Source organism: Polyangium sp. y55x31 (genome assembly GCF_029946505.1).
Lineage (GTDB): Bacteria > Myxococcota_A > Polyangia > Polyangiales > Polyangiaceae > Polyangium.
On the sequence record NZ_JARZHG010000020.1, the window covers coordinates 87,870 to 106,520 of the forward strand.

Annotated in this window: 15 protein-coding genes; 10 read left to right on the forward strand and 5 right to left on the reverse strand. The window is 66.2% G+C overall.

Annotated features, from left to right (window positions below; translation table 11 throughout):
• Window positions 1–3: 3 nt before the first annotated feature.
• On the reverse strand, window positions 4–543 hold the full coding sequence (locus QHF84_RS29745; RefSeq protein ID WP_281316835.1) for a hypothetical protein: 540 nt from the start codon (window positions 541–543) through the stop codon (window positions 4–6).
• A 132-nt stretch (window positions 544–675) separates the two neighbouring features.
• On the opposite strand from QHF84_RS29745, the gene QHF84_RS29750 reads away from it, so the two are divergent.
• The 9 genes from QHF84_RS29750 to QHF84_RS29790 all read left to right on the forward strand — a co-directional run bounded on the left by QHF84_RS29750 (window position 676) and on the right by QHF84_RS29790 (window position 13,314).
• On the forward strand, window positions 676–1,533 hold the full coding sequence (locus tag QHF84_RS29750) for a GGDEF domain-containing protein (RefSeq protein ID WP_281316836.1): 858 nt from the start codon (window positions 676–678) through the stop codon (window positions 1,531–1,533).
• 202 nt (window positions 1,534–1,735) lie between these two features.
• Window positions 1,736–2,818 carry an efflux RND transporter periplasmic adaptor subunit gene (locus QHF84_RS29755; protein ID WP_281316837.1) on the forward strand — a complete coding sequence of 361 codons (1,083 nt, stop codon included), beginning with the start codon at window positions 1,736–1,738 and terminating at the stop codon, window positions 2,816–2,818.
• Window positions 2,819–2,820: 2 nt separating this feature from the next.
• Window positions 2,821–5,985 carry an efflux RND transporter permease subunit gene (locus tag QHF84_RS29760; protein ID WP_348652893.1) on the forward strand — a complete coding sequence of 1,055 codons (3,165 nt, stop codon included), beginning with the start codon at window positions 2,821–2,823 and terminating at the stop codon, window positions 5,983–5,985.
• Window positions 5,978–7,444, forward strand: coding sequence for a TolC family protein (locus QHF84_RS29765; protein ID WP_281316839.1), 1,467 nt, complete (start codon window positions 5,978–5,980; stop codon window positions 7,442–7,444). The genes QHF84_RS29760 and QHF84_RS29765 overlap by 8 nt, the downstream gene beginning before the upstream one ends.
• A gap of 173 nt (window positions 7,445–7,617) precedes the next feature.
• A complete protein-coding gene (locus QHF84_RS29770) occupies window positions 7,618–9,255 on the forward strand; it encodes an NAD(P)/FAD-dependent oxidoreductase (RefSeq protein WP_281316840.1) in 1,638 nt (545 codons plus the stop codon).
• Between the two features lie 82 nt (window positions 9,256–9,337).
• Window positions 9,338–11,110 carry an IgGFc-binding protein gene (locus QHF84_RS29775; RefSeq protein WP_281316841.1) on the forward strand — a complete coding sequence of 591 codons (1,773 nt, stop codon included), beginning with the start codon at window positions 9,338–9,340 and terminating at the stop codon, window positions 11,108–11,110.
• Window positions 11,111–11,218: 108 nt separating this feature from the next.
• Complete coding sequence (locus QHF84_RS29780) at window positions 11,219–11,755, forward strand: VOC family protein (RefSeq protein WP_281316842.1); 537 nt, start codon at window positions 11,219–11,221, stop codon at window positions 11,753–11,755.
• A 7-nt stretch (window positions 11,756–11,762) separates the two neighbouring features.
• Complete coding sequence (locus QHF84_RS29785) at window positions 11,763–12,407, forward strand: polysaccharide deacetylase family protein (RefSeq protein ID WP_281316843.1); 645 nt, start codon at window positions 11,763–11,765, stop codon at window positions 12,405–12,407.
• Window positions 12,408–12,441: 34 nt separating this feature from the next.
• Complete coding sequence (locus tag QHF84_RS29790) at window positions 12,442–13,314, forward strand: fumarylacetoacetate hydrolase family protein (RefSeq protein ID WP_281316844.1); 873 nt, start codon at window positions 12,442–12,444, stop codon at window positions 13,312–13,314.
• A gap of 9 nt (window positions 13,315–13,323) precedes the next feature.
• Here QHF84_RS29790 and QHF84_RS29795 read toward each other — a convergent pair whose 3' ends face one another.
• Window positions 13,324–14,526, reverse strand: a complete 1,203-nt coding sequence (locus QHF84_RS29795; RefSeq protein WP_281316845.1) for a hypothetical protein — start codon at window positions 14,524–14,526, stop codon at window positions 13,324–13,326.
• 73 nt (window positions 14,527–14,599) lie between these two features.
• Complete coding sequence (locus QHF84_RS29800) at window positions 14,600–15,121, reverse strand: RICIN domain-containing protein (RefSeq protein WP_281316846.1); 522 nt, start codon at window positions 15,119–15,121, stop codon at window positions 14,600–14,602.
• Window positions 15,122–15,270: 149 nt separating this feature from the next.
• Here QHF84_RS29800 and QHF84_RS29805 point away from each other — a divergent pair, with 149 nt between their 5' ends.
• Window positions 15,271–16,569, forward strand: a complete 1,299-nt coding sequence (locus QHF84_RS29805; protein WP_281316847.1) for an ADP-ribosylglycohydrolase family protein — start codon at window positions 15,271–15,273, stop codon at window positions 16,567–16,569.
• 3 nt (window positions 16,570–16,572) lie between these two features.
• On the opposite strand, the gene QHF84_RS29810 is transcribed toward QHF84_RS29805, so the two are convergent.
• Window positions 16,573–17,682 (reverse strand): DUF3089 domain-containing protein, encoded by a 1,110-nt coding sequence (locus tag QHF84_RS29810; protein WP_281316848.1) that lies wholly within the window; start codon window positions 17,680–17,682, stop codon window positions 16,573–16,575.
• Between the two features lie 52 nt (window positions 17,683–17,734).
• Window positions 17,735–18,511 carry a methyltransferase domain-containing protein gene (locus QHF84_RS29815; RefSeq protein WP_281316849.1) on the reverse strand — a complete coding sequence of 259 codons (777 nt, stop codon included), beginning with the start codon at window positions 18,509–18,511 and terminating at the stop codon, window positions 17,735–17,737.
• Window positions 18,512–18,651 lie beyond the last annotated feature (140 nt).

Genomic DNA, 18,651 nt, shown 5'->3' on the forward strand with positions numbered 1-18,651 from the left:
GCCTCATTCCTGCCCCACGCCGACCGCATACCCGACGTTCACCGTCCAGAATCCCTCGTGCGGCTGCGACGTGGCGCGCAGGTCGTATTCGATCCGGGTCCCGATGGTGAGCATTTCCGGCGGCTCCCGGGGGATGCCATCCGGCGATCTTCGTTTCGCGAGGTCGATGACCATCCCGACCTCCGCGACGGGCGAGAACATGCCGAACGAGACATCCCCATCCGCGCTGCCGAGCTGCAAGAGATTGACGCCGGGGAGGACATAAACGCCGACAGGGCCGGGGCGGCGGAGCAAGAGGCCGCCGACGAAGAGCGCCAGGTCCCCTGCCCCCTCCGTCACCTTGCCGCGGAGCGCGACGTCGAGGACCACCGGGGCGCGACGCTCGCCGAGGGCGGCTTCGACGCCGATGGACGCGCCTTGCCGGCCTCGCGCGAGCGTCGTCGCGGTGGTGAAACCGCCTTCGGCGCGCAGCCATCCGCTGCAGGCAGGCGTGAACAGGAGGAGGGCCATGAGGGCCGCCAAACGAGAGACACGCTGCATCATTGCGGCAACGTACATCCATCTCGGTAGCGCGGGCACGCCGAGCTCACGCGCGACGGCGCGGGCGTGCGGCTCGACATCGACGGGACCTTTCGCGCTACTCTATGGAGCGAACCCCGAGCGGCGCCGACCACCATGATCATCGATTGCTCGCAAGACCCGAAAGGCCCCTTCGCCCTCGTCATCATTTACGCGCGCGATCGGAAGCTCCTCGGCCATCAATACGAGCTCGGCCCCGGCGCCACGGTGGTCACGGTCGGACGCCGCGCTGGAAACACCATCACGATCGACAGCGACTCGGCCTCGCGGTGCCATGCGCGCTTCGAGAAACGCGCCGAGGGCTGGTGGGTGGTCGACAACGACAGCACCAACGGCACCTTCGTCAACGACGAGCAGGTGCCGGAGGCGCTGCTGCGCTGTGGTGATCGGGTACGCCTCGGGAACACGATCTTCAGGGTCTGCTGCGCCGAGTGCGGGCGGCCCATCGAAGAAACACGATACACGACGTCGCCGATCGACGGCCTGACGAAGGCGTACAACCGTCGTCATCTCATCGAGCAGCTCGATGCCGCGCTACGACGCGCGGAGCGCCCCGAGCCTCCGCTGTCGCTGGTGATGTTCGACCTCGACCATTTCAAGAGGATCAACGACTCGTTCGGGCACCTGGCGGGTGATCAGGTGTTACGCGAGGTCGTATCGCTCATGCAGCAGCACGTGCGGCCGGGTGATGTCTTTGCACGATATGGCGGCGAAGAGTTCGCATGGATGCTCCCCGGGACAGACCTCCAGGGAGCCGCGGCGCTGGCCGAGACGATTCGCGCAGCGGTCGCGGCCCACGTGGTGACCTTCGAGGGGCAAACGATCTCGCTGACCATCTCGGCGGGCGTCGCGCAAGCGGACGAGACCACCTGCGTCGCCATCGATCTCATCAAACCCGCAGATGAGCAGCTCTACCAGGCCAAGCGCGACGGCCGCAATCGCGTGCGCTCGTAGCGGCGTCGTCATGGTGCTCGGCCACGGAACCCGAACGTGGCCGGCTCGGACTTTCGAGCACGTGGACATGCACGAGGTCAGGGCGCACGAAATCGACGCGTAACACAAGCCACACGTTCACAGACAGTCGAGTCTGTTGGGAACGGATACATAAGAAAACTTTTCTCGGAACCACGGGGCTCGTTGTCCCGACTCATCTGCGATGAACCGACCCCCCACACGCTTCATCTTGCTGGCCGTCTTTTCCGTGATGGGGTGCCACCACGAACATCAAGAATATCGGGAGCAAGGCAAGTTCCTCGTGACGAGTCCTCTTCGAAAGGACGCCGAGCTCACCCGAGACTACGTGGCACAAATCCGCGCGATCCAGCACATCGAGCTGCGTGCCCTCGAAAAGGGCTACCTGCAAGGGACCTTCATTGACGAAGGCCAGCAGGTCGAGAAGGGCGCGCGGATGTTTCAAATCATGCCCATGATTTACCAGGCCGAGACGCAGAAGGCCAACGCGGAGGCCGAGCTCTCGGCGATCGAGCTCAAAAATACGAAACTCCTCGCCGACAAAAACGTCGTCTCGCCCAACGAGCTCGCCCTGGCCAGGGCGAAATTCAGCAAGGCGAGGGCCGAAGTGGCGCTCGCGGCGACGCACCAATCGATGACCGAGATACGGGCGCCGTTCGACGGCCTCGTGGGGCGCTTCCAGGTGCGGATGGGCAGCCTGGTCGACGAGGGGGACCTGCTCACGACGCTCTCCGACAACAGCAAGGTCTGGGTGTACTTCAACGTCAGCGAGGTCGAGTATCTCCAGTACGAATCCCGGTCGGAGACCGAAAAGACCACCACGGTGAAGCTGCAGATGGCGGATGGCCAGATCTTCGAGCAAACCGGCACGGTGGAGACGATCGAGGCCGATTTCAACAACGCGACCGGCAATCTCGCGTTCAGGGCCACGTTCCCCAATCCCAAGGGGCTGCTCCGACACGGCGAGACGGGGAAGATCTTGATGGAGGTGCCGCTCAGGAACGCCTTGCTCATTCCGCAGAAGGCGACCTTCGACGTGCTGGACAAGAAGTTCGTCTTCGTCATCGACGAGAAAAACGTCGTCCATTCGCGCCCCATCACCATCGCGGCGGAAATGCCGCAGGTCTTCGCGGTCGCGGATGGCCTCGAGGAGCACGACAAGATCCTCGTCGAGGGCCTGCGAAAGGTCAGGGACGGCGTCAAGATCGAGGTCGATTACAAGGATCCGGCCGACGTGCTCACGCACCTCGAGGTGCCAGCAGAATGAGCCTGACATCCAAGTTCATCCATCGCCCGGTCCTGGCGATGGTCCTCTCGATCGTGCTGGTGTTCCTCGGCGTCCTCGCCATGCGATCACGCCCGGTCTCGCAATTTCCCGAGATCTCTCCGCCTCGCGTGATGGTCTCGCTCACGTTCCCGGGAGCGAGCGCGGACGTCCTGGTCCAGTCCTCGATCATCACCCTGGAGCGCGCCATCAATGGCGTTCCGGGGATGATCTACATGATCTCCGACGCAACGAGCGCCGGCGAGGCGACGATCCAGGTCGTCTTCAAGCTCGACGCCGACCCGAACGAGGCCGTCGTCAACGTCAAGAACCGGATCGATCAGGTCATCAACCGCCTCCCGACGCTCGTCCAGCTCGAAGGCGTCGTCATGAATCGCGTACAGCCCAGCATGCTGATGTACGTGAACCTCTACAGCGAGGAGAAGACGGCGGATCAAAAATTTCTCTACAACTTCGCGAATGCCAATCTCCTCCCCGAGCTGAGTCGCGTCGACGGGATTGCGCAGACCCGGATCCTCGGCTCCCGGCAATACGCCATGCGCATCTGGCTCAACCCGGACAAGATGCGGGCGTACAACGTCTCGACCGAGGACGTGATGAAGGCGATCAGCGAGCAAAGCGTGATCGGCTCTCCTGGACGTCTCGGGCAGGCGACCGGCATGCAGGCGCAGTCGCTCGAATACGTTCTCGTCTACGAGGGCAGGTTCAACAAGCCCGAGCAATACGAGAAGATCATCATCCGGGCAAACGAGAACGGCGAGCTGCTCCGCCTCAAGGACATCGCGAGGGTCGAGCTCGGGAGCGAGTTCTTCGACATCTATTCGAATCTCGACGGCCACCCTTCCGCAGCGATCATGCTGAAGCAGACCTACGGAAGCAACGCGAGCGAGGTCATCGAAAACGTCAAGGCCAAGCTGGAGGAGCTCAAGAAGACCTCGTTCCCCGCCGGGATGGACTACGAGATCAATTACGACGTCTCGAGCTTCCTCGACGCCTCGATCGAAAAGGTCCTCCACACGCTCGGCGAGGCGTTCGTCCTCGTGTCGCTCGTCGTGTTCATCTTCCTCGGTGACTGGCGCTCGACGCTGATCCCGGTCCTGGCGGTTCCCGTCTCGCTCGTCGGGAGCTTCGTCTTCATGCAGATGTTCGGGATCACGATCAACCTGATCACGCTCTTCGCGCTCGTCCTCGCGATCGGCATCGTCGTCGACGACGCGATCGTCGTCGTCGAGGCGGTCCACGTGAAGATGGCCGAGGAACACCTATCGCCCTACAACGCCGTCAAGAAGGTCCTCGGCGAGATCAGCGGCGCCGTCATTGCAATCACCTTGATGATGACCGCGGTCTTCGTGCCCGTGGCCTTCATGACCGGGCCGGTGGGCATCTTCTATCGTCAGTTCTCGATCACGATGGCCTCGTCCATCGTGCTCTCCGGCATCGTCGCGCTGACCCTGACGCCCGTCCTCTGCGCGATGATCCTGAAGAATACGCACGGGCAGCCGAAGAAGCGGACGCCGATCGGCATCTTCCTCGACGCGTTCAATCGCTATTTCGAGGTCGGTACGAACGTCTACGTCCGCGCGCTCCGGAAGGTGGTCCATCGACGGCTCGTCACCTTCGCCATCCTGGCCGCATTCGGCTTTGGTGTCCTCCATCTGAGCAAGCTCGTCCCTGCCGGCTTCGTGCCCAACGAGGACCAGGGGCAGATTTACGCGATCATCCAGACGCCCCCGGGCTCGACCCTGGAGCGAACGAATGACATCTCGCGAGAGCTGCAAGGCATTGCGAAGAGCGTGGACGGCGTCGCCTCGGTTTCCTCCCTCGCCGGCTACGAGATCCTGACCGAAGGGCGCGGCTCGAACGCGGGGACCTGCCTCATCAACCTCAAGCCGTGGTCCGAGCGCACGCGTGGTGTCACCCAGATCATCGAGGAGCTGGAGCAGAAGGCGAAGGACATCGGCGCGATCGTCGAATTCTTCGAGCCGCCGGCCGTCCCGGGCTACGGCGCCGCGAGCGGCTTCTCGCTCCGCCTGTTGGATAAAAACAACGAGACGGATTACCAGGACTTCGATCGCGTCCAGCGAGAGTTCATGGATCACCTGCACAAGCGAAAGGAGCTGACCGGGCTCTTCAGCTTCTTCGCCGCAGATTATCCGCAGTTCGAGCTGGAGATCGACAACGAGCTGGCGATGCAAAAGGGCGTTTCGATCAAGAACGCCATGGATAACCTCAACATCCTGATCGGCAGCACGTACGAGCAGGGCTTCATTCGCTTCGGCAACTTCTTCAAGGTCTACACGCAGGCGGCGCCGGAATATCGCCGGTTCCCCTCGGACCTCATGAGCCTGTACGTCAAGAACGACAAGGGCGAGATGGTCCCGTACTCGGCGTTCATGAAGCTGAAGAAGACGCAAGGGCCGAACGAGATCACGCGCTTCAACATGTACAACTCCGCAGCGATCCGCGGCGGTCCGGCCAAGGGATACACGAGCGGAGATGCGATCGCGGCCGTCCGCGAGGTCGCCGCGACGACATTGCCACGCGGATACGACATTGCGTGGGAAGGCCTCTCCTACGACGAGGCGAAGCGCGGGAACGAGGCCGTCTACATCTTCCTGGTCGTCCTCGCATTCCTCTACCTGGTGCTCGCCGCCCAATACGAGAGCTTCCTCCTCCCGCTGGCGGTCATCTGCTCGTTGCCCATCGGCGTATTCGGCTCCTTCTTGCTCCTCAAGCTCCTCGGCCTGGCGAACGACATCTATGCCCAGGTCGGGCTCGTCATGCTGGTGGGCCTCCTCGGCAAAAACGCAGTCCTCATCGTCGAGTTCGCCGTACAGGCCCACCACGACGGAGCGTCGGTGATGGAGGCGGCCATCCAGGGAGCAAAGGCGCGCTTCCGCCCCATCTTGATGACGTCCTTCGCCTTCATCGCGGGCCTGATTCCCCTGGTCATCGCGACGGGGCCGGGCGCCGTCGGCAACCGCACCATCGGCGCGTCGGCGCTCGGTGGAATGCTCTTCGGCACCGTATTCGGCGTGGTCATCGTGCCGGGCCTGTACTTCATCTTCGGGACGCTCGCGGAGGGTCGGAGTCTGATCCAGGCCGAAGAAGACGAACCCTTGACCGAGAATGTGAGCCACTATGTCTAGGACAGGGTTTTCACGATCGGTCACCACGCTGGCGTGTTTCTGCTTTTTCGTGGCGGGCTGCGCCCCTTCGCTGGAAGGAAACGAGCCCAGGGAGCCGCACAAGGAGATACCGCAGAGCTTCGGGGTTTCGAGCAGCACCTCGAACGCAACGCCAGAGCCCGCGAGCACGACGCAGACGGTGTGGCGTGACTTCTTCGACGACGCCGAGCTCGAGGCGCTCATCGAACTGGCGCTCGATAAAAACCAGGAGCTGAACATCCAGCTTCAGGAGATCATCATCGCCCGCAATGAAGTGTCGGCGAGGCAAGGCGATTACCTCCCGAAGGTCGGCGTCGGGGCTGGTGCCGGCGTCGAGAGGGCGGGGAAAAACACGAGTCGGGGCATCAGCGACGAAAGCCACGGGTTGCCGGAGAATCTGGGGGACTTCACGTTCGGACTCTGGGGCTCGTGGGAGGTCGACGTCTGGGGGAAACTGCGGAACGCCACGAAGTCGGCCGACTTCCGTTACCTCGCGACCATCGAGGGCCGGAACTTCATGGTGACGCAGATCGTCGCTGAAATCGCCAGGTCTTATTTCGAGCTGGTGGCGATCGACAACCAGCTCGACGTCCTGAAGCGGAACATCGAAATCCTCGGGGACGCGCTGGTGATCATCAGGCTCGAGAAGGAGGCGGCCCGGGTCACAGAGCTCGCGGTTCAGAGGTTCGAAGCAGAGGTATTGAAGAACAAGAGCCGCCTCTACGACCTCGAGCAGCAGAAAATTCAGACCGAGAACAGGATCAACTTCCTGGTCGGTCGTTACCCGCAGACCGTGAGCCGAAACGCGCAGAAGCTCACGGATCCTCTGCCGAAGGTGGCGTCGGGACCTCCTTCCGATCTGCTGAAAAACCGCCCGGACATCAGGCAAGCCGAGCTCGAGCTTTCGGCCGCGAAGCTCGACGTGAAGGTGGCGAAGGCGGAGTTCTACCCTTCGCTCAGCATCGACGCGGCGGTCGGCTACAGGTCCTTCAACATCAAGCACCTCCTCGTGACGCCGGATTCGCTCATCTACAACCTGGCGGGGAATCTCACGGCGCCGCTCCTGAACCGGAAAGCGATCGAGGCCCAGTATCGCTCGGCGAACGCCCGGCAGCTCCAGGCGGTGTTCAACTACGAGAGGACGCTCCTGCAAGCGTTCACCGACGTCGCGAATCAACTGGCGTCGATCGACAATCTTCAAAAAGCATACGAGCTCCAATTGCAGCAAGTGGAGGCGCTCACCCGGTCGAGTGAGGTTTCCACGGTTCTCTTTCAATCCGCTCGAGCCGACTACATGGAAGTTCTGCTGACCCGGCGGGATTCTCTGGATGCGAAAATGGAGCTGATCGAGACGAGAAAGCGGCAATGGCTGGCCGTGATCAATCTCTACCAAGCGCTCGGGGGCGGGTGGCGATCCGGCGCTTCGAAGGCGGCGCGTTGACGCTTTGACCGCCGGCCGCCGCGGCGTCGTCGAGACGACGATTGCCGTGAAGCGCGTCTTTTCCGGCTCGGGCTCCCCACCGCCTTGCTTGTGCCTAGAGCCTCGACGCCGCCCCGCGCAAGCCCGTGACATGGCCCCGCCCGGGCGCCAGCCATGCCGCTGGGAGGGCGCTCATGGCACGGACACCACTCTTGCGATCGCTGAGAAAGCTGGCCTCGGAGCACCACGCGGCGCGCGCGCGAGGGCTCACGCCCGCCGCGCTGCGCGAGGAGCGCATGGCCGCTCGCGAACGGGATGCCCACCGTGGGATTTCCCTCGATCGCCGCCATTTCCTCGGCGCCTCGGCCGCGGGAGCCTTGACCCTCGCGCTTCCGCGCGCCCTCCGCGCCGCGGACCGTCCCACCATCGTCATCGTCGGCGGCGGCATTGCCGGCCTGACCTGCGCCCTCGCGCTGCGCGATCGTGGCCTCTCGGCCACGGTGTATGAGGCCTCCGGCCGCATCGGCGGGCGCATGTTTTCCAACACCACCTCCTGGGACGCGGGTCAAGTCAGCGAGTGGTGCGGTGAGCTCATCGATAGCAATCACCGCACCCTGTTCGCCCTCGCTCGCCGATTCGGCCTGACCGTGGACAGCCTGGAGGGCCCAAAGCCGTCTGGCCTGGAGGACACGTATTTCTTCGAGGGCCGCTACTACCCCGTCGCCGAGGCCGAGCGCGATTTCGCGCGTCTTTACCCCGCGCTCCTTTCGGATCTGCGCGCCGCGGGCGAGACCACCACCTACGACGGCGCGACGGCCGCGGGGCGCGCGCTCGATCAAATGAGCGTGTTCGACTGGATCGCCTCGCGGGTCCCGGGCGGGCACGCCTCGCCGCTCGGGCAGCTCCTCGACGTGGCCTACGTCATCGAATGGGGCGCCGATTCGCGGGATCAGTCCGCCCTGAACCTCGTCTACCTGCTCGGCCACCAGCCCGATCCCGACCATTTCTCCATGTTCGGCGAATCCGACGAGGCCTATCACATCAAGGGCGGCAACCAGCAGATCCCCATCGCCATCGCCGATGTGCTCGGTCCGGACGCCATCCGGCGTGGGCACCGGCTGCTCCGGCTGCGCGAGAGCCCGGCGGGGAGGCAGATCCTCACCTTTCAGCGAGGGCCGAACGTCATCGACGTCGTGGCCGACTGGGTCGTCCTCGCTCTCCCGTTCGCCGTATTGCGCACCATCGACCTCTTGGGCGCCGGTTTCGACGCGCGCAAGCGCCTCGCGATCGAGGAGCTCGGCCGGGGGCACAATGGCAAGCTCCACCTCCAGTTTTCGCGCCGCTACTGGCGCGACGAGGGCCCCTGGCCTGGCAGGAGCAATGGATCCACCTATGCCGATACCGGCTACCAGAACACCTGGGAGGTCAGCCGCGCCCAGCCGGGCGAGCCCGGGATCCTCGTCGTGTACACCGGCGGGGCCGTGACGGACGCGATGGCGACACGGAGGCCTTTCGCCACCATCGACGATGCGGGCGTCCGCGCGGACGCGCGCGCGGGGCTCGGCTGGCTGGAGAGGGTCCTGAAAGGGAGCTTCACGCACTGGAACGGGAGAGCGACGCAATCGATGCCGCATACGAACCCGCTCTACGAGGCGTCGTATTCTTATTATCGCGTGGGTCAGCGGGTCCTGTTCGGCGGCCACGAGGCGGCTCGCCAGGGCGGGGTGCTCTTCTGCGGCGAGCACACGTCGCTCGATTTCCAGGGGCACATGGAGGGCGCCGCCTCCCAGGGCGCGCGCGCGGCGGGGGAGCTCGCGCGGCTCATGGGGTGAATGGGGCGGGTTCTTCGCCCTCGGCGCCGGCGCTCTGATAGAATCCTCGCCCATGTGGGCGAACGCCTGCACGAGGTGCCCCGTGAATACACGTGTTATCGCTAGTCTAAGCATACTCTCGCTCTCCTGCGCGGCGCTCGCCGCCGCCTGCTCCGCCGCCAGCGAGCGCCCCGGGCCGGACGGCTCCGAGGGCGGCGCCTCGGCGAGCAACAGCAGCTCCTCGGGCCAAGGGGGAGCCGGGACCGGCGGCGTCGAATTCACGGTCGGGAGCGGCGGCGGCGGCTCGTGCGGGAGCCAATGCTCGGCCGATCTCCATTCGGTCGTCGATTGCAACGGCGTCGTCCAGAAGACGTGCCCGGACGATCAAGCCTGCGCCCCCGATCTCTCGTGCGTCCCTGCGTGCGAGGCCGCGACGCTCGCGAAGAGCACCGTGGGCTGCGAGTATTATTCGCAGACGACCGTGAACTGGTGCTTCGCCCTCTACGTCGTGAACACGTGGACCTCGCCCGTGACCATGGCTGTCGAGGCCAACGGCGCCTCGGTCGATCTCTCGACCTACGCGCGCATTCCGACGGGCAACGGCCAGGCGATCACCTATGCGCCGCTGCCGAACGGCGAGCTTCCGCCGAACGAGGTGGCGATCATCTTCCTCGGCGGTTTTGGCTGTCCGGCCGGCATCGCGGCGCCCAGCTCGGCCCCTGCCGGCGCGGTCCACATCAAGACCTCCGCGCCCGTCGTGGCGTACGACATCGATCCGTACGGCGGCGGTTCGAGCGCGATCACGAGCGCGACGCTGCTCGTCCCGACGTCGGCGTGGGACACGAACTACGTGGCCGTGGCGCCCTGGCCGTTCGGCAACAATTCGCAGCCCCCGAGGCTCACGATCATCGCGGCCGAGGACGCGACGGACGTGACGATAAGCCCCACGGTGGCCATCAACGGCGGCATGCTCGACGGTCAAGCGGTGCCGGGGACGCCGATGGGCGTTCCGGCGACGTATACGATGATGAAGGGGCAGGCGCTGACGTTCGAGCAGGAGGCGGAGCTCACGGGGAGCGCGATTCTATCGACGAAGCCAGTGGGGGTCATCGGCAGCTCGGGATGCATCAACATCGACGCGTGCTGCTGCGACGGCGCGCACCAGCAGATCCCGCCCGTCCGCGCGCTCGGGAGCGAATACGTCGCCGTGCGTTATCGGAACCGCGTCGAGGGGAACGAGGAGAACGCGCCCTGGAGGATGGTCGGCGCCGTCGACGGGACGACGCTCACGTACGAGCCGGCCCCGCCGGACGGCGCTCCTCTCACGCTGAGCTCGGGGCAGATCGCCTCGTTCCGCTCGCCGGGGCCGTTCGTCGTGCGGAGCCAGGGCAGCGATCACCCGTTTTACCTCGCCGGGTACATGACGGGCGGGGGCGATTTCAATAGCATCGGCGATCCGGAGTTCGTGAACGTGATCCCTGCGCAGCAATATCTCTCGAGGTATGTGTTCTTCGCGGATCCGACGTATCCCGAGACGAACCTCGTCCTCGTGCGCTCGAAGGCGAAGGACGGGACCTTCAAAGACGTGGTCCTCGACTGCGCGGGAGCGATCGGGGGCTTCCAGCCGCTCGGGCTCTCGGGCAATTACGAATTCGCGCGCTTCGACCTGGTGAGGGGCAACTTCGAGAAGCAAGGGAATTGCGACAATGGGCGGCGCGAGATCCACAGCGAAGCGCCGTTCGGGCTCACGGTCTGGGGCTGGGGGACGTCGGCGTCGGAGCCGGGGTTTTTGTCCACCTACGTGAGCTACGCGTATCCGGCCGGCGCGAGCGTGCAGCAGATCAATGAAGTCGTGGTGCCGCCGGTTCCGAAGTGAAAACGCCCGAGAACCTTCGACGCGCCGCGTCCTGACTCGCGTATTGACCGACGAAACGGCTTGACCGCTGGAGCGCCGAACGTAGCCTCTCCCTACGAAGGAGATCGCATGAGCGCACGACGGCCGAGCCGGTTGCACCACACGGCATACGTCTCGAAGGATCTCGAGAAGACGCGAGCGTTCTACGAGGAGATCATCGGGCTACCTCTGATCGCCACGTGGTGCGAAGCCGACGAGCTTTTCGGCGAGGTGCGGACCTATTGCCACTGTTTCTTCGGCCTCGAGGACGGGAGCGCGCTCGCGTTCTTCCAGTTCGCCAGCAACCGCGATCAGAGCCTCTTCGGTCCGACGATGCCCGCGTCGCCGTTCCACCACATCGCGCTTTCGGTCGACGCCGAGACGCAGCGCGTGATCGAGGCGCGCATCGAGAAGGCGGGTTATCGCGAGCCGGACACGTACGTCCTTGAGCACGGGTACTGCCGGTCGGTCTACGTGAAAGACCCGAACGACATGATCGTCGAGCTCACGTGTGACGCCCCGGACGCGGTCACGCCGGAGGTCGAGGAAGCGCGGCGCAAGGACGCGCGTCGCGAGCTCGCCCGCTGGCTCTCCGGCGACCACACCTCGAACAACACGTACCGGTGACGTCGGGGTGAAGCGCGCGACGCTCACGTTCGACAACGGGCCCGACCGCGCGATCACACCGGCGGTGCTCGCCATCTTGCGGCGAAGGAACGTCCGGGCGCACTTCTTCTTCCTCGGCAAGCATCTCGCGGAGCCCGAAGGCCGCGCGCTCGTCGCACGCGTGGTCGCCGAGGGGCACTTCGTCGGCAATCACTCGTTCAGCCACGAGGTTCCGCTCGGCGACGATCCGCGGCCCGACGCCGTCGCCGCGGAGATCGCCGCGACCGAGGCGCTGCTCGAGCCGCTCGTCCCGGGCCCCAAGCGCTTTCGGCCGTTCGGCGGCGGGGGCATCCTCGGGCCGCATCTGCTCAGCCGCGCGGCCGTCACCCACCTCGTCGAGCACGGCTCTTCCTGCGTCCTCTGGACCTCCGTCCCGCGCGACTGGGTCGACCCGAGCGGCTGGGCGGCGCGCGCGCTCGCGGATTGCCTTGCACAGCCGCACGCGGTCGTCGTCCTGCACGACATCCCCGATGCATGTCTCGCGGGGCTCGAAGGCTTCCTCGACGCTGCGGAGCGTGAGGGGATCGAGCTCGTCACCGACCTTCCGGTCTCCGTCACGCCGATCCTCGACGGCAAGATCGTCGGCGATCTCGACGCCATCGTCGCCCCATGAACAGCGAACCGTTCGATGCCAAAGGAGATGGACCTTGAAGTTATCGTCGCTCTACGCGAACGAAAAACCCTTCATCGGCGTACGCCGCGCGGACGGGATCGTCGACGTGAGTGCTGCCGTCCCGGGATTGCCGAGGGACGTGGGCGCGCTCCTCCAATCGCCCGCCTACGACGCGGGGCAACTCGCGGACGTCGTCGCGCGAACGGCGGCGAGCTCGCTCCTCCGTGACGACGAGGTCCGGTTTCGTCCGGTCATCCCGGCCCCGGGCAAGTTGCTTTGCCTCGGGCTCAACTATGTCGATCATGCGGCGGAGAGCGCGCACCGGGCGCCGGAGTATCCCGTGGTCTTCGGGCGGTATCCGACGAGCCTCGTCGGTCATGGGGAGCCGCTCGTGCTGCCGTCGGTGTCGACGCACTTCGATTACGAGGCCGAGCTCGTCGTCGTGATCGGAAAGACCTGCCGCAAGGTCTCCCGCGAAGAGGCGCTCGGGCACGTCGCTGGGTATACCTTGCTGAACGACGGATCGATTCGCGACTATCAATTGCGCACGCACCAGTGGACGGTTGGAAAAAACGTCGACGCCACCGGCGCGCTCGGCCCCGAGCTCGTCACCGCCGACGAGTTGCCTCCGGGCGCAAAGGGCCTCGTGCTTCGCGGCATTCTCAATGGAACGGTCATGCAGGAGGCGAATACGTCGGACATGATCTTCGGGGTCGCCGATGCCATCGCGATCCTGTCCGAGGTGATGACGCTGGAGGTCGGCGACATGATCGCGATGGGCACGCCCGGCGGCGTCGGCTTCGTGCGGAATCCTCCGGTGTTCATGAAGCCGGGCGACGTCTTCGAGGTCCAGGTCGAGCGCGTCGGGACGCTCCGCAATCACGTCATCGCCGAAGCAAAGCCCTGAGCGGCTCGCTCATCGCAGGGTCGCCGGGGCGCGGGACGGCTCGGGTTTGCATGCGTCGAGCGAGGAGGCAGGGACCCGGAAGGTCGCGCCCTCGGCGGCGGTGGTCTCCGGCGGAGGGGCGCCGAAGCCGTGGTTGGGGCCGCGCGGCGCGGCAACGCGTGCATAGGGGGCGGCGCGCTCCATCACGCCGAGGACCGTGCCGGCGCGCACGTGGCCGACGGTGATGCGCTCGCCTGCGACGTCGGCGACGAGGGGCACATCCTGGCTGCAGACGAGCGATTCCACGGTTTTTTCTTCCGGAGGAGTCGCGCGCATGCGGCCCTCGGCGCCCGGCCGGCGCCCCTCGGGCGGCTTTTCGAGGGATGAGGAAGCGACCCAGCCGAAGACGGTCCCTCCGTCGAGCGACCATGCAATGCGGGTCGATTTGCCTTTCGTTTCGAGCACGCGGACGGAGGAGGACGAACTCGACGGGCGGAGGCGCGCGACGGCCGTCCCTGCGGGCTCCACGGCGAGGTCGATGGGATCCCCTTCGCGGAGCAGCATGTATGTGTCCTTCTTCGTGGCGGCGGGCAATGCGGCGTCGACGTCGGCTGCGGCGGGGTCGAGGGAGAGATCCGCGCAGGTCACGCGTTGCGCGGGGAGATTGCCGACAATCTCGACCTCCTTGTCGAGCTGCGCTGCGACCTCGACGCCGGACGACGAGGCGCTCACGAGGCGCAATCGCACGGGGACGAGGAAACCGCCGACGATGCTCGCGCGGGCCGGGCGAAGATCGAGATCGGCGACGTCGGTAAAGCCGCGCAGCACGAGGAGCGGGTTCTCGACGCGGATGCCGAAGCTCTTTGCAGGCCCGTCGAGCAGCACGACCTCCGCCGCGCGACCCTCGCCTGCCGTGCCGAAGATGCCGACCATGCCGCCGGCACGTTTCTCCCCGACGATCGCGAAGGCGCGGCCGCCCGGCGTGAGCCGCAGGGTGAGGCCCTCGCCGCGGAATCCCTTGGCGGCGATGCGACAAACGCCCTCCGGGAGCTCCACGGCGCGGAGGGCTTCCGGCTGCGCGGAGGCTTGTGGCGCGGCCGCCGAGGGGCTCGCGGAGGAAGACGTCGGCGCGGAGGGCGCGCGTGTGCCGTCGCAGCCGAGCGCGGAAAGAAGGAATGCCGCGAGGGAAGCGGCGAACGTGCGTCGACGGGAAGAGGCTGCGGAGGACGTCATCGGGCCAATCTACACACGATCCCTGCCGAGGGACCAGCCTCGACGGGATGCCGGCTTGCAATATCTCCCGCCGCTACGGGACGGAGCCCTCCGACAGGAAGACGAATCGCTGATTGTCTTCCCCGTGGCAGGGGAACTGGCTGATCGGGGCGCCGGGATCCGTGCGCCTGCCGGCGATGTTGAAGCAGAGCCCGGAGTGCTGCGACGTGATGGTGTACATGTTGCGCTGCTGCTCCGTGAGCCGGAACGTTTGCATGGCCCCCGACTGGCAGCGCTGCTGCACGATGGGCGCGAGGGGTTCCATGCTGCCGCCCTGGGGCTGGAGGCACTTGGCGCTGAAATGCGCGATCAGGTAGTAACCGCCCGAGGGGGCCGTCGCGAGCCTGAAGAGCTGATGCTCGGAGCCATCACAATTCGCCTGGACCAGCGCGGCGCCGGGTCTGTCCGTCCTTCCCTCGATTTGCAGGCAGAGGTTGCTCCGATCGTTCACGATCCTGTAATTGCCAGGTGCAAGCTGCGCGCTCGCAGCCCCGGACACCAACGTCGCGGCCGCGCAAACGAGCACGGTCGTCCCGATTTGCAGACGTCGTTTCATGGCCTTCCCCTTTCCGACAGCAGGTCGCAACCGACTGCGTCGCTGTCGTTTCAGCAGGAACTTAATTCCATGCGAGGAAATCGACATCCAGCCCATCCCTGAGCGCCGGGCGGCCTCGACCGGGTACCTCGATTGCAAGCTCCGGCGCAGTGCATTCCACGCGCACACGCCAGTTCCGCCGGCTCTTCGTCCTTTCGGCGCTCGTCTCGCTCACGGGCTGCGGCAGCCGCGAGCAAGGCCGCGCGGGGGCCGAACCCGCGGATCGCCGGGAATCCCTGACAACGCCCGCCGCGACGCCGATCCACCTCGATCGCACGGCGTATGCCGAGCGGCTGCGGGCGATGTGGCTCGGCGAATGCCTCGCGAACTGGACCGGGCTCCGGACCGAAGGCGTCCGCATCACGCGCCCCTTTTTCACCGACGACGATTGGGGAAAACCTCTCGGCCGGGACGGGGCGCGGATCGATTTCGTCTTCCTCGATCCCTGGCAGGCCGACGACGACACCGACATCGAATACGTCTACCTGCACCTCATGACCGAGGCGCGCAGCGTCCACCTCTCGCCCGGGCAGATCCGCGACGGCTGGCGCGCGCACGTGAACGATTTCATCTGGGTGTCGAACCGGAGAGCGCGGGATCTCATGGAACGTGGCGTCCTCCCGCCGGAGACGAGCGATCCGTCGAAAAATCCCGACGCCTTGCAGATCGACGCGCAGCTCACGACCGAGATCTTCGGCGCCCTCGCGCCCGGCATGCCCGATCTCGCCTTGCGGATCGCGGATCTGCCCATCCGCACCACCGCCCGTGATCACGCGGCGCACGCGGCGCAATTTTACGTTCTCCTGTTTTCCCTCGCGGCCACCGTCGATCCGGAAAAGCCGAGGTGCGAGGAGATCGTGCGGATCGTCCGCGAAGCCAGGCCGTACATTCCGGACACCTCGAAGGCCGCCGACGTCATCGATTTCGTGCTCGCCGCGTACCTCGCGTCGAGCGACAAGGGCGACTGGGAGAGCACGCGCGACGCCATCGCGCAGCGTTACCAGGACGAGGCCTTGCTGCACGGCTTGCTGTATCGGGGCTTCACGGAGTCCGCGATCAACCTGGCCACGGGCCTCCTCGCCCTCCTGTTCGGCGAGGGAAACTTCGCGCGCACCGTGCAAATCGGCACGCTCTCCGGGTGGGACTCCGACAACGGCACGGCGACCATGGGCGCCCTCGTCGCGCTCCTCGGAGGCCTGCCCGAGCTTCGCGCCGCGTTCCCGGACGAACGTCTGTCCGACCGTTACCGCATCCACCGCACCCGCCCCACCCTGCCCGATCGACTGCCGGACGATCCCGACGCCGAGGATACCTTCACGGACATCACGCGGCGGATGGTCGATCTGGTGGATCTGGCCGTGAAAGAAGGGGGCGGCGAGGTGATGCCGAACGGATGGAAGATTCGCTGACGCTCAGGGCGACGCGTGCGCCGCCTGGAACGCCTCGACGCGCCGGACGGCGTTCTTCCGCAGGTTCACGTAGTAGAGCTGGTACTCGATGGGGTGATAATTGTCGGGGCCCATCGTCCAGAGCAGGAGCCCGCTCGCGGCATCACGCGCCGGCATGCGGTTCATCTGCGAAATCCACAGATTCCCGTCCTTCTGGCACGCGGCGTCGGCGAACGCCGGAAGCACCGCGGGCGCCTCCGTGTCGAAGAACAACGCGCCTTGGTTCTGCGAGGCCGGCGCGGCGGCCCCGTCGGTTTTCCAGGTGAGAGGATTGACGCAGATGCGCGAGGTCGCGGGCGTATCCTTGAACTCGAATCCGTTGCGCTCGTAACGAGGGCCGCGTGCATTCCAGGCGACGACGCACCCCCATTGCTCCTCGGACGCGCAGATCGGGATGTCCTCGCCGATCGTCTGCCGGCTGATCGGGCCCCCGATCAAGTACGCCGCGACGAGGTGCTTTGCGATGGGTTTGCCCCAGATCTTTTCCCGCAGCAGGCGCGCGGCGAGCACGGTGCCCTGGCTATGGGACGCGAGGACGAACGGGCGCCCCTCGCCGCGTCGGTCGAGGAACGAGGCGAACGCAGCCGCGACGTCGCCATACGCGAGGTCGATGGCGCGCTCGCCGTCCGGGCTCGGCACCACGAAGGCCTTGCCGCTCGCCTGCCGATACCGCGGCGCGTAGACCGCGCAGCAAGCATTGAACGCGCTCGCCTCGATGAGCGTCGCGCCGCGGGCCGTGGCCTTGATCACTTCCGGGTCGTCGATCGGCGTGTTCCACCGCTTGGCCAGGGACGTCGTCGGGTGGACGAAAAAGACGTCGGCCTTGGCGACGCCGGGGCCGAGGGCCGGCAGTTCCGGCAAGGAGACGTCGGCGTCGTCGTCGACGGTGGGAAGCGCAGCCCAGGCGGAGGGCTCGGCGTAGTTCGGCGCGGCCGGCGCGGCGTTCGGATCGAACGGGCCGGGGTCGAGGGCGGCGTAGAGCCACCGATCGAGGGTGAGAAGGGAGATGCCGATGGCCGCGACGACCGCGACGACGACGAGCGCCACGATCCCGAGAACCTTTCGTCGCCGCATGAGTATCCTCCGGCGCGGAGGAACCGGAGAGAACTCCACGTATTCCCCCGATTCACGGCTCGCGCGAGGTCGGCTTCAGCAGCGTGTAGAAGCCGTAGCCCAGCGTGTCGCGGCCCCAGGTCACGTACGCGTCGTGCCAGGCGCGGATGCGGGCGGCCATCGCGGGCACGTCCGGGTCGGCCGGGTTCGCGTCGACGTACCGCTCGATCGCGGCGCAGTAGCGGCCTTCGTACGCGTCCCACTCGTCGTCGCTCGCGCACGCGGTCGAGAGCACGCAAAAGCCCGCCTCCCGGGCGACGCGGGTGTTTCCGGCGTGCGTGTTCATCTCGTCCTCTGTCGCCCCCCCGAGCGCTTCGAGGTAGCCGGGATCCGGCCGGCGTCGCCAGAACCCGTCGGCGAACAGGGCCACGCCGCCCGGGACGAGATGCGCATGGGCCCAGCGCAAGGCCTCGGCGAACGTGCCGATCGCCTGGCTCGACCCCATGCAGACGATCGCGTCGAAGCGCGCCGCCTCCCCCACCACCTCCACGAGCGGCCGATCCACGAGACGCACGCGCGCCTCGACGCCGCGTCGCGTGGCCTCCGCCCGCGCCGACGCGATGAACGCCGCGTTGAGATCGACGCCGAGCCCGGACACCGGCGAACGCTCGACGAGATCGAGCAGAAACCCCGCGCGACCGCAGCCGATGTCGAGCACCTCCGCGCTCTCGCGCAGCGCGAGCCCGTCGAGCAGCCGCGTGGCCTTCTCGGGCGACAGCGGGGAGAGGTACCGGTGCGTCGCGTGGGCGATCGTCGTGAACTTGAGTCGATCGGGTGCGGGGGCGGTCATGAGCACGGTCCTTTTACCTTCGAACGCCCTCGGGTCGCCTTTCGTAACGTGACACGACGTGGTCAAACCCTTCGTCGAATCTCTTCCGCACGCCTCTGCCGCGCCCACCCGTGTCAAGCGCGCAGCACGTCGCCGCCTCT

Bases quoted from the DNA above. Each gene is read 5' to 3' on its own strand.
- QHF84_RS29745 (WP_281316835.1), bottom strand. From the start codon at position 543: ATGATGCAGCGTGTCTCTCGTTTGGCGGCCCTCATGGCCCTCCTCCTG.
- QHF84_RS29750 (WP_281316836.1), top strand. From the start codon at position 676: ATGATCATCGATTGCTCGCAAGACCCGAAAGGCCCCTTCGCCCTCGTC.
- QHF84_RS29755 (WP_281316837.1), top strand. From the start codon at position 1,736: ATGAACCGACCCCCCACACGCTTCATCTTGCTGGCCGTCTTTTCCGTG.
- QHF84_RS29765 (WP_281316839.1), top strand. From the start codon at position 5,978: ATGTCTAGGACAGGGTTTTCACGATCGGTCACCACGCTGGCGTGTTTC.
- QHF84_RS29770 (WP_281316840.1), top strand. From the start codon at position 7,618: ATGGCACGGACACCACTCTTGCGATCGCTGAGAAAGCTGGCCTCGGAG.
- QHF84_RS29780 (WP_281316842.1), top strand. From the start codon at position 11,219: ATGAGCGCACGACGGCCGAGCCGGTTGCACCACACGGCATACGTCTCG.
- QHF84_RS29795 (WP_281316845.1), bottom strand. From the start codon at position 14,526: ATGACGTCCTCCGCAGCCTCTTCCCGTCGACGCACGTTCGCCGCTTCC.
- QHF84_RS29800 (WP_281316846.1), bottom strand. From the start codon at position 15,121: ATGAAACGACGTCTGCAAATCGGGACGACCGTGCTCGTTTGCGCGGCC.
- QHF84_RS29810 (WP_281316848.1), bottom strand. From the start codon at position 17,682: ATGCGGCGACGAAAGGTTCTCGGGATCGTGGCGCTCGTCGTCGTCGCG.
- QHF84_RS29815 (WP_281316849.1), bottom strand. From the start codon at position 18,511: ATGACCGCCCCCGCACCCGATCGACTCAAGTTCACGACGATCGCCCAC.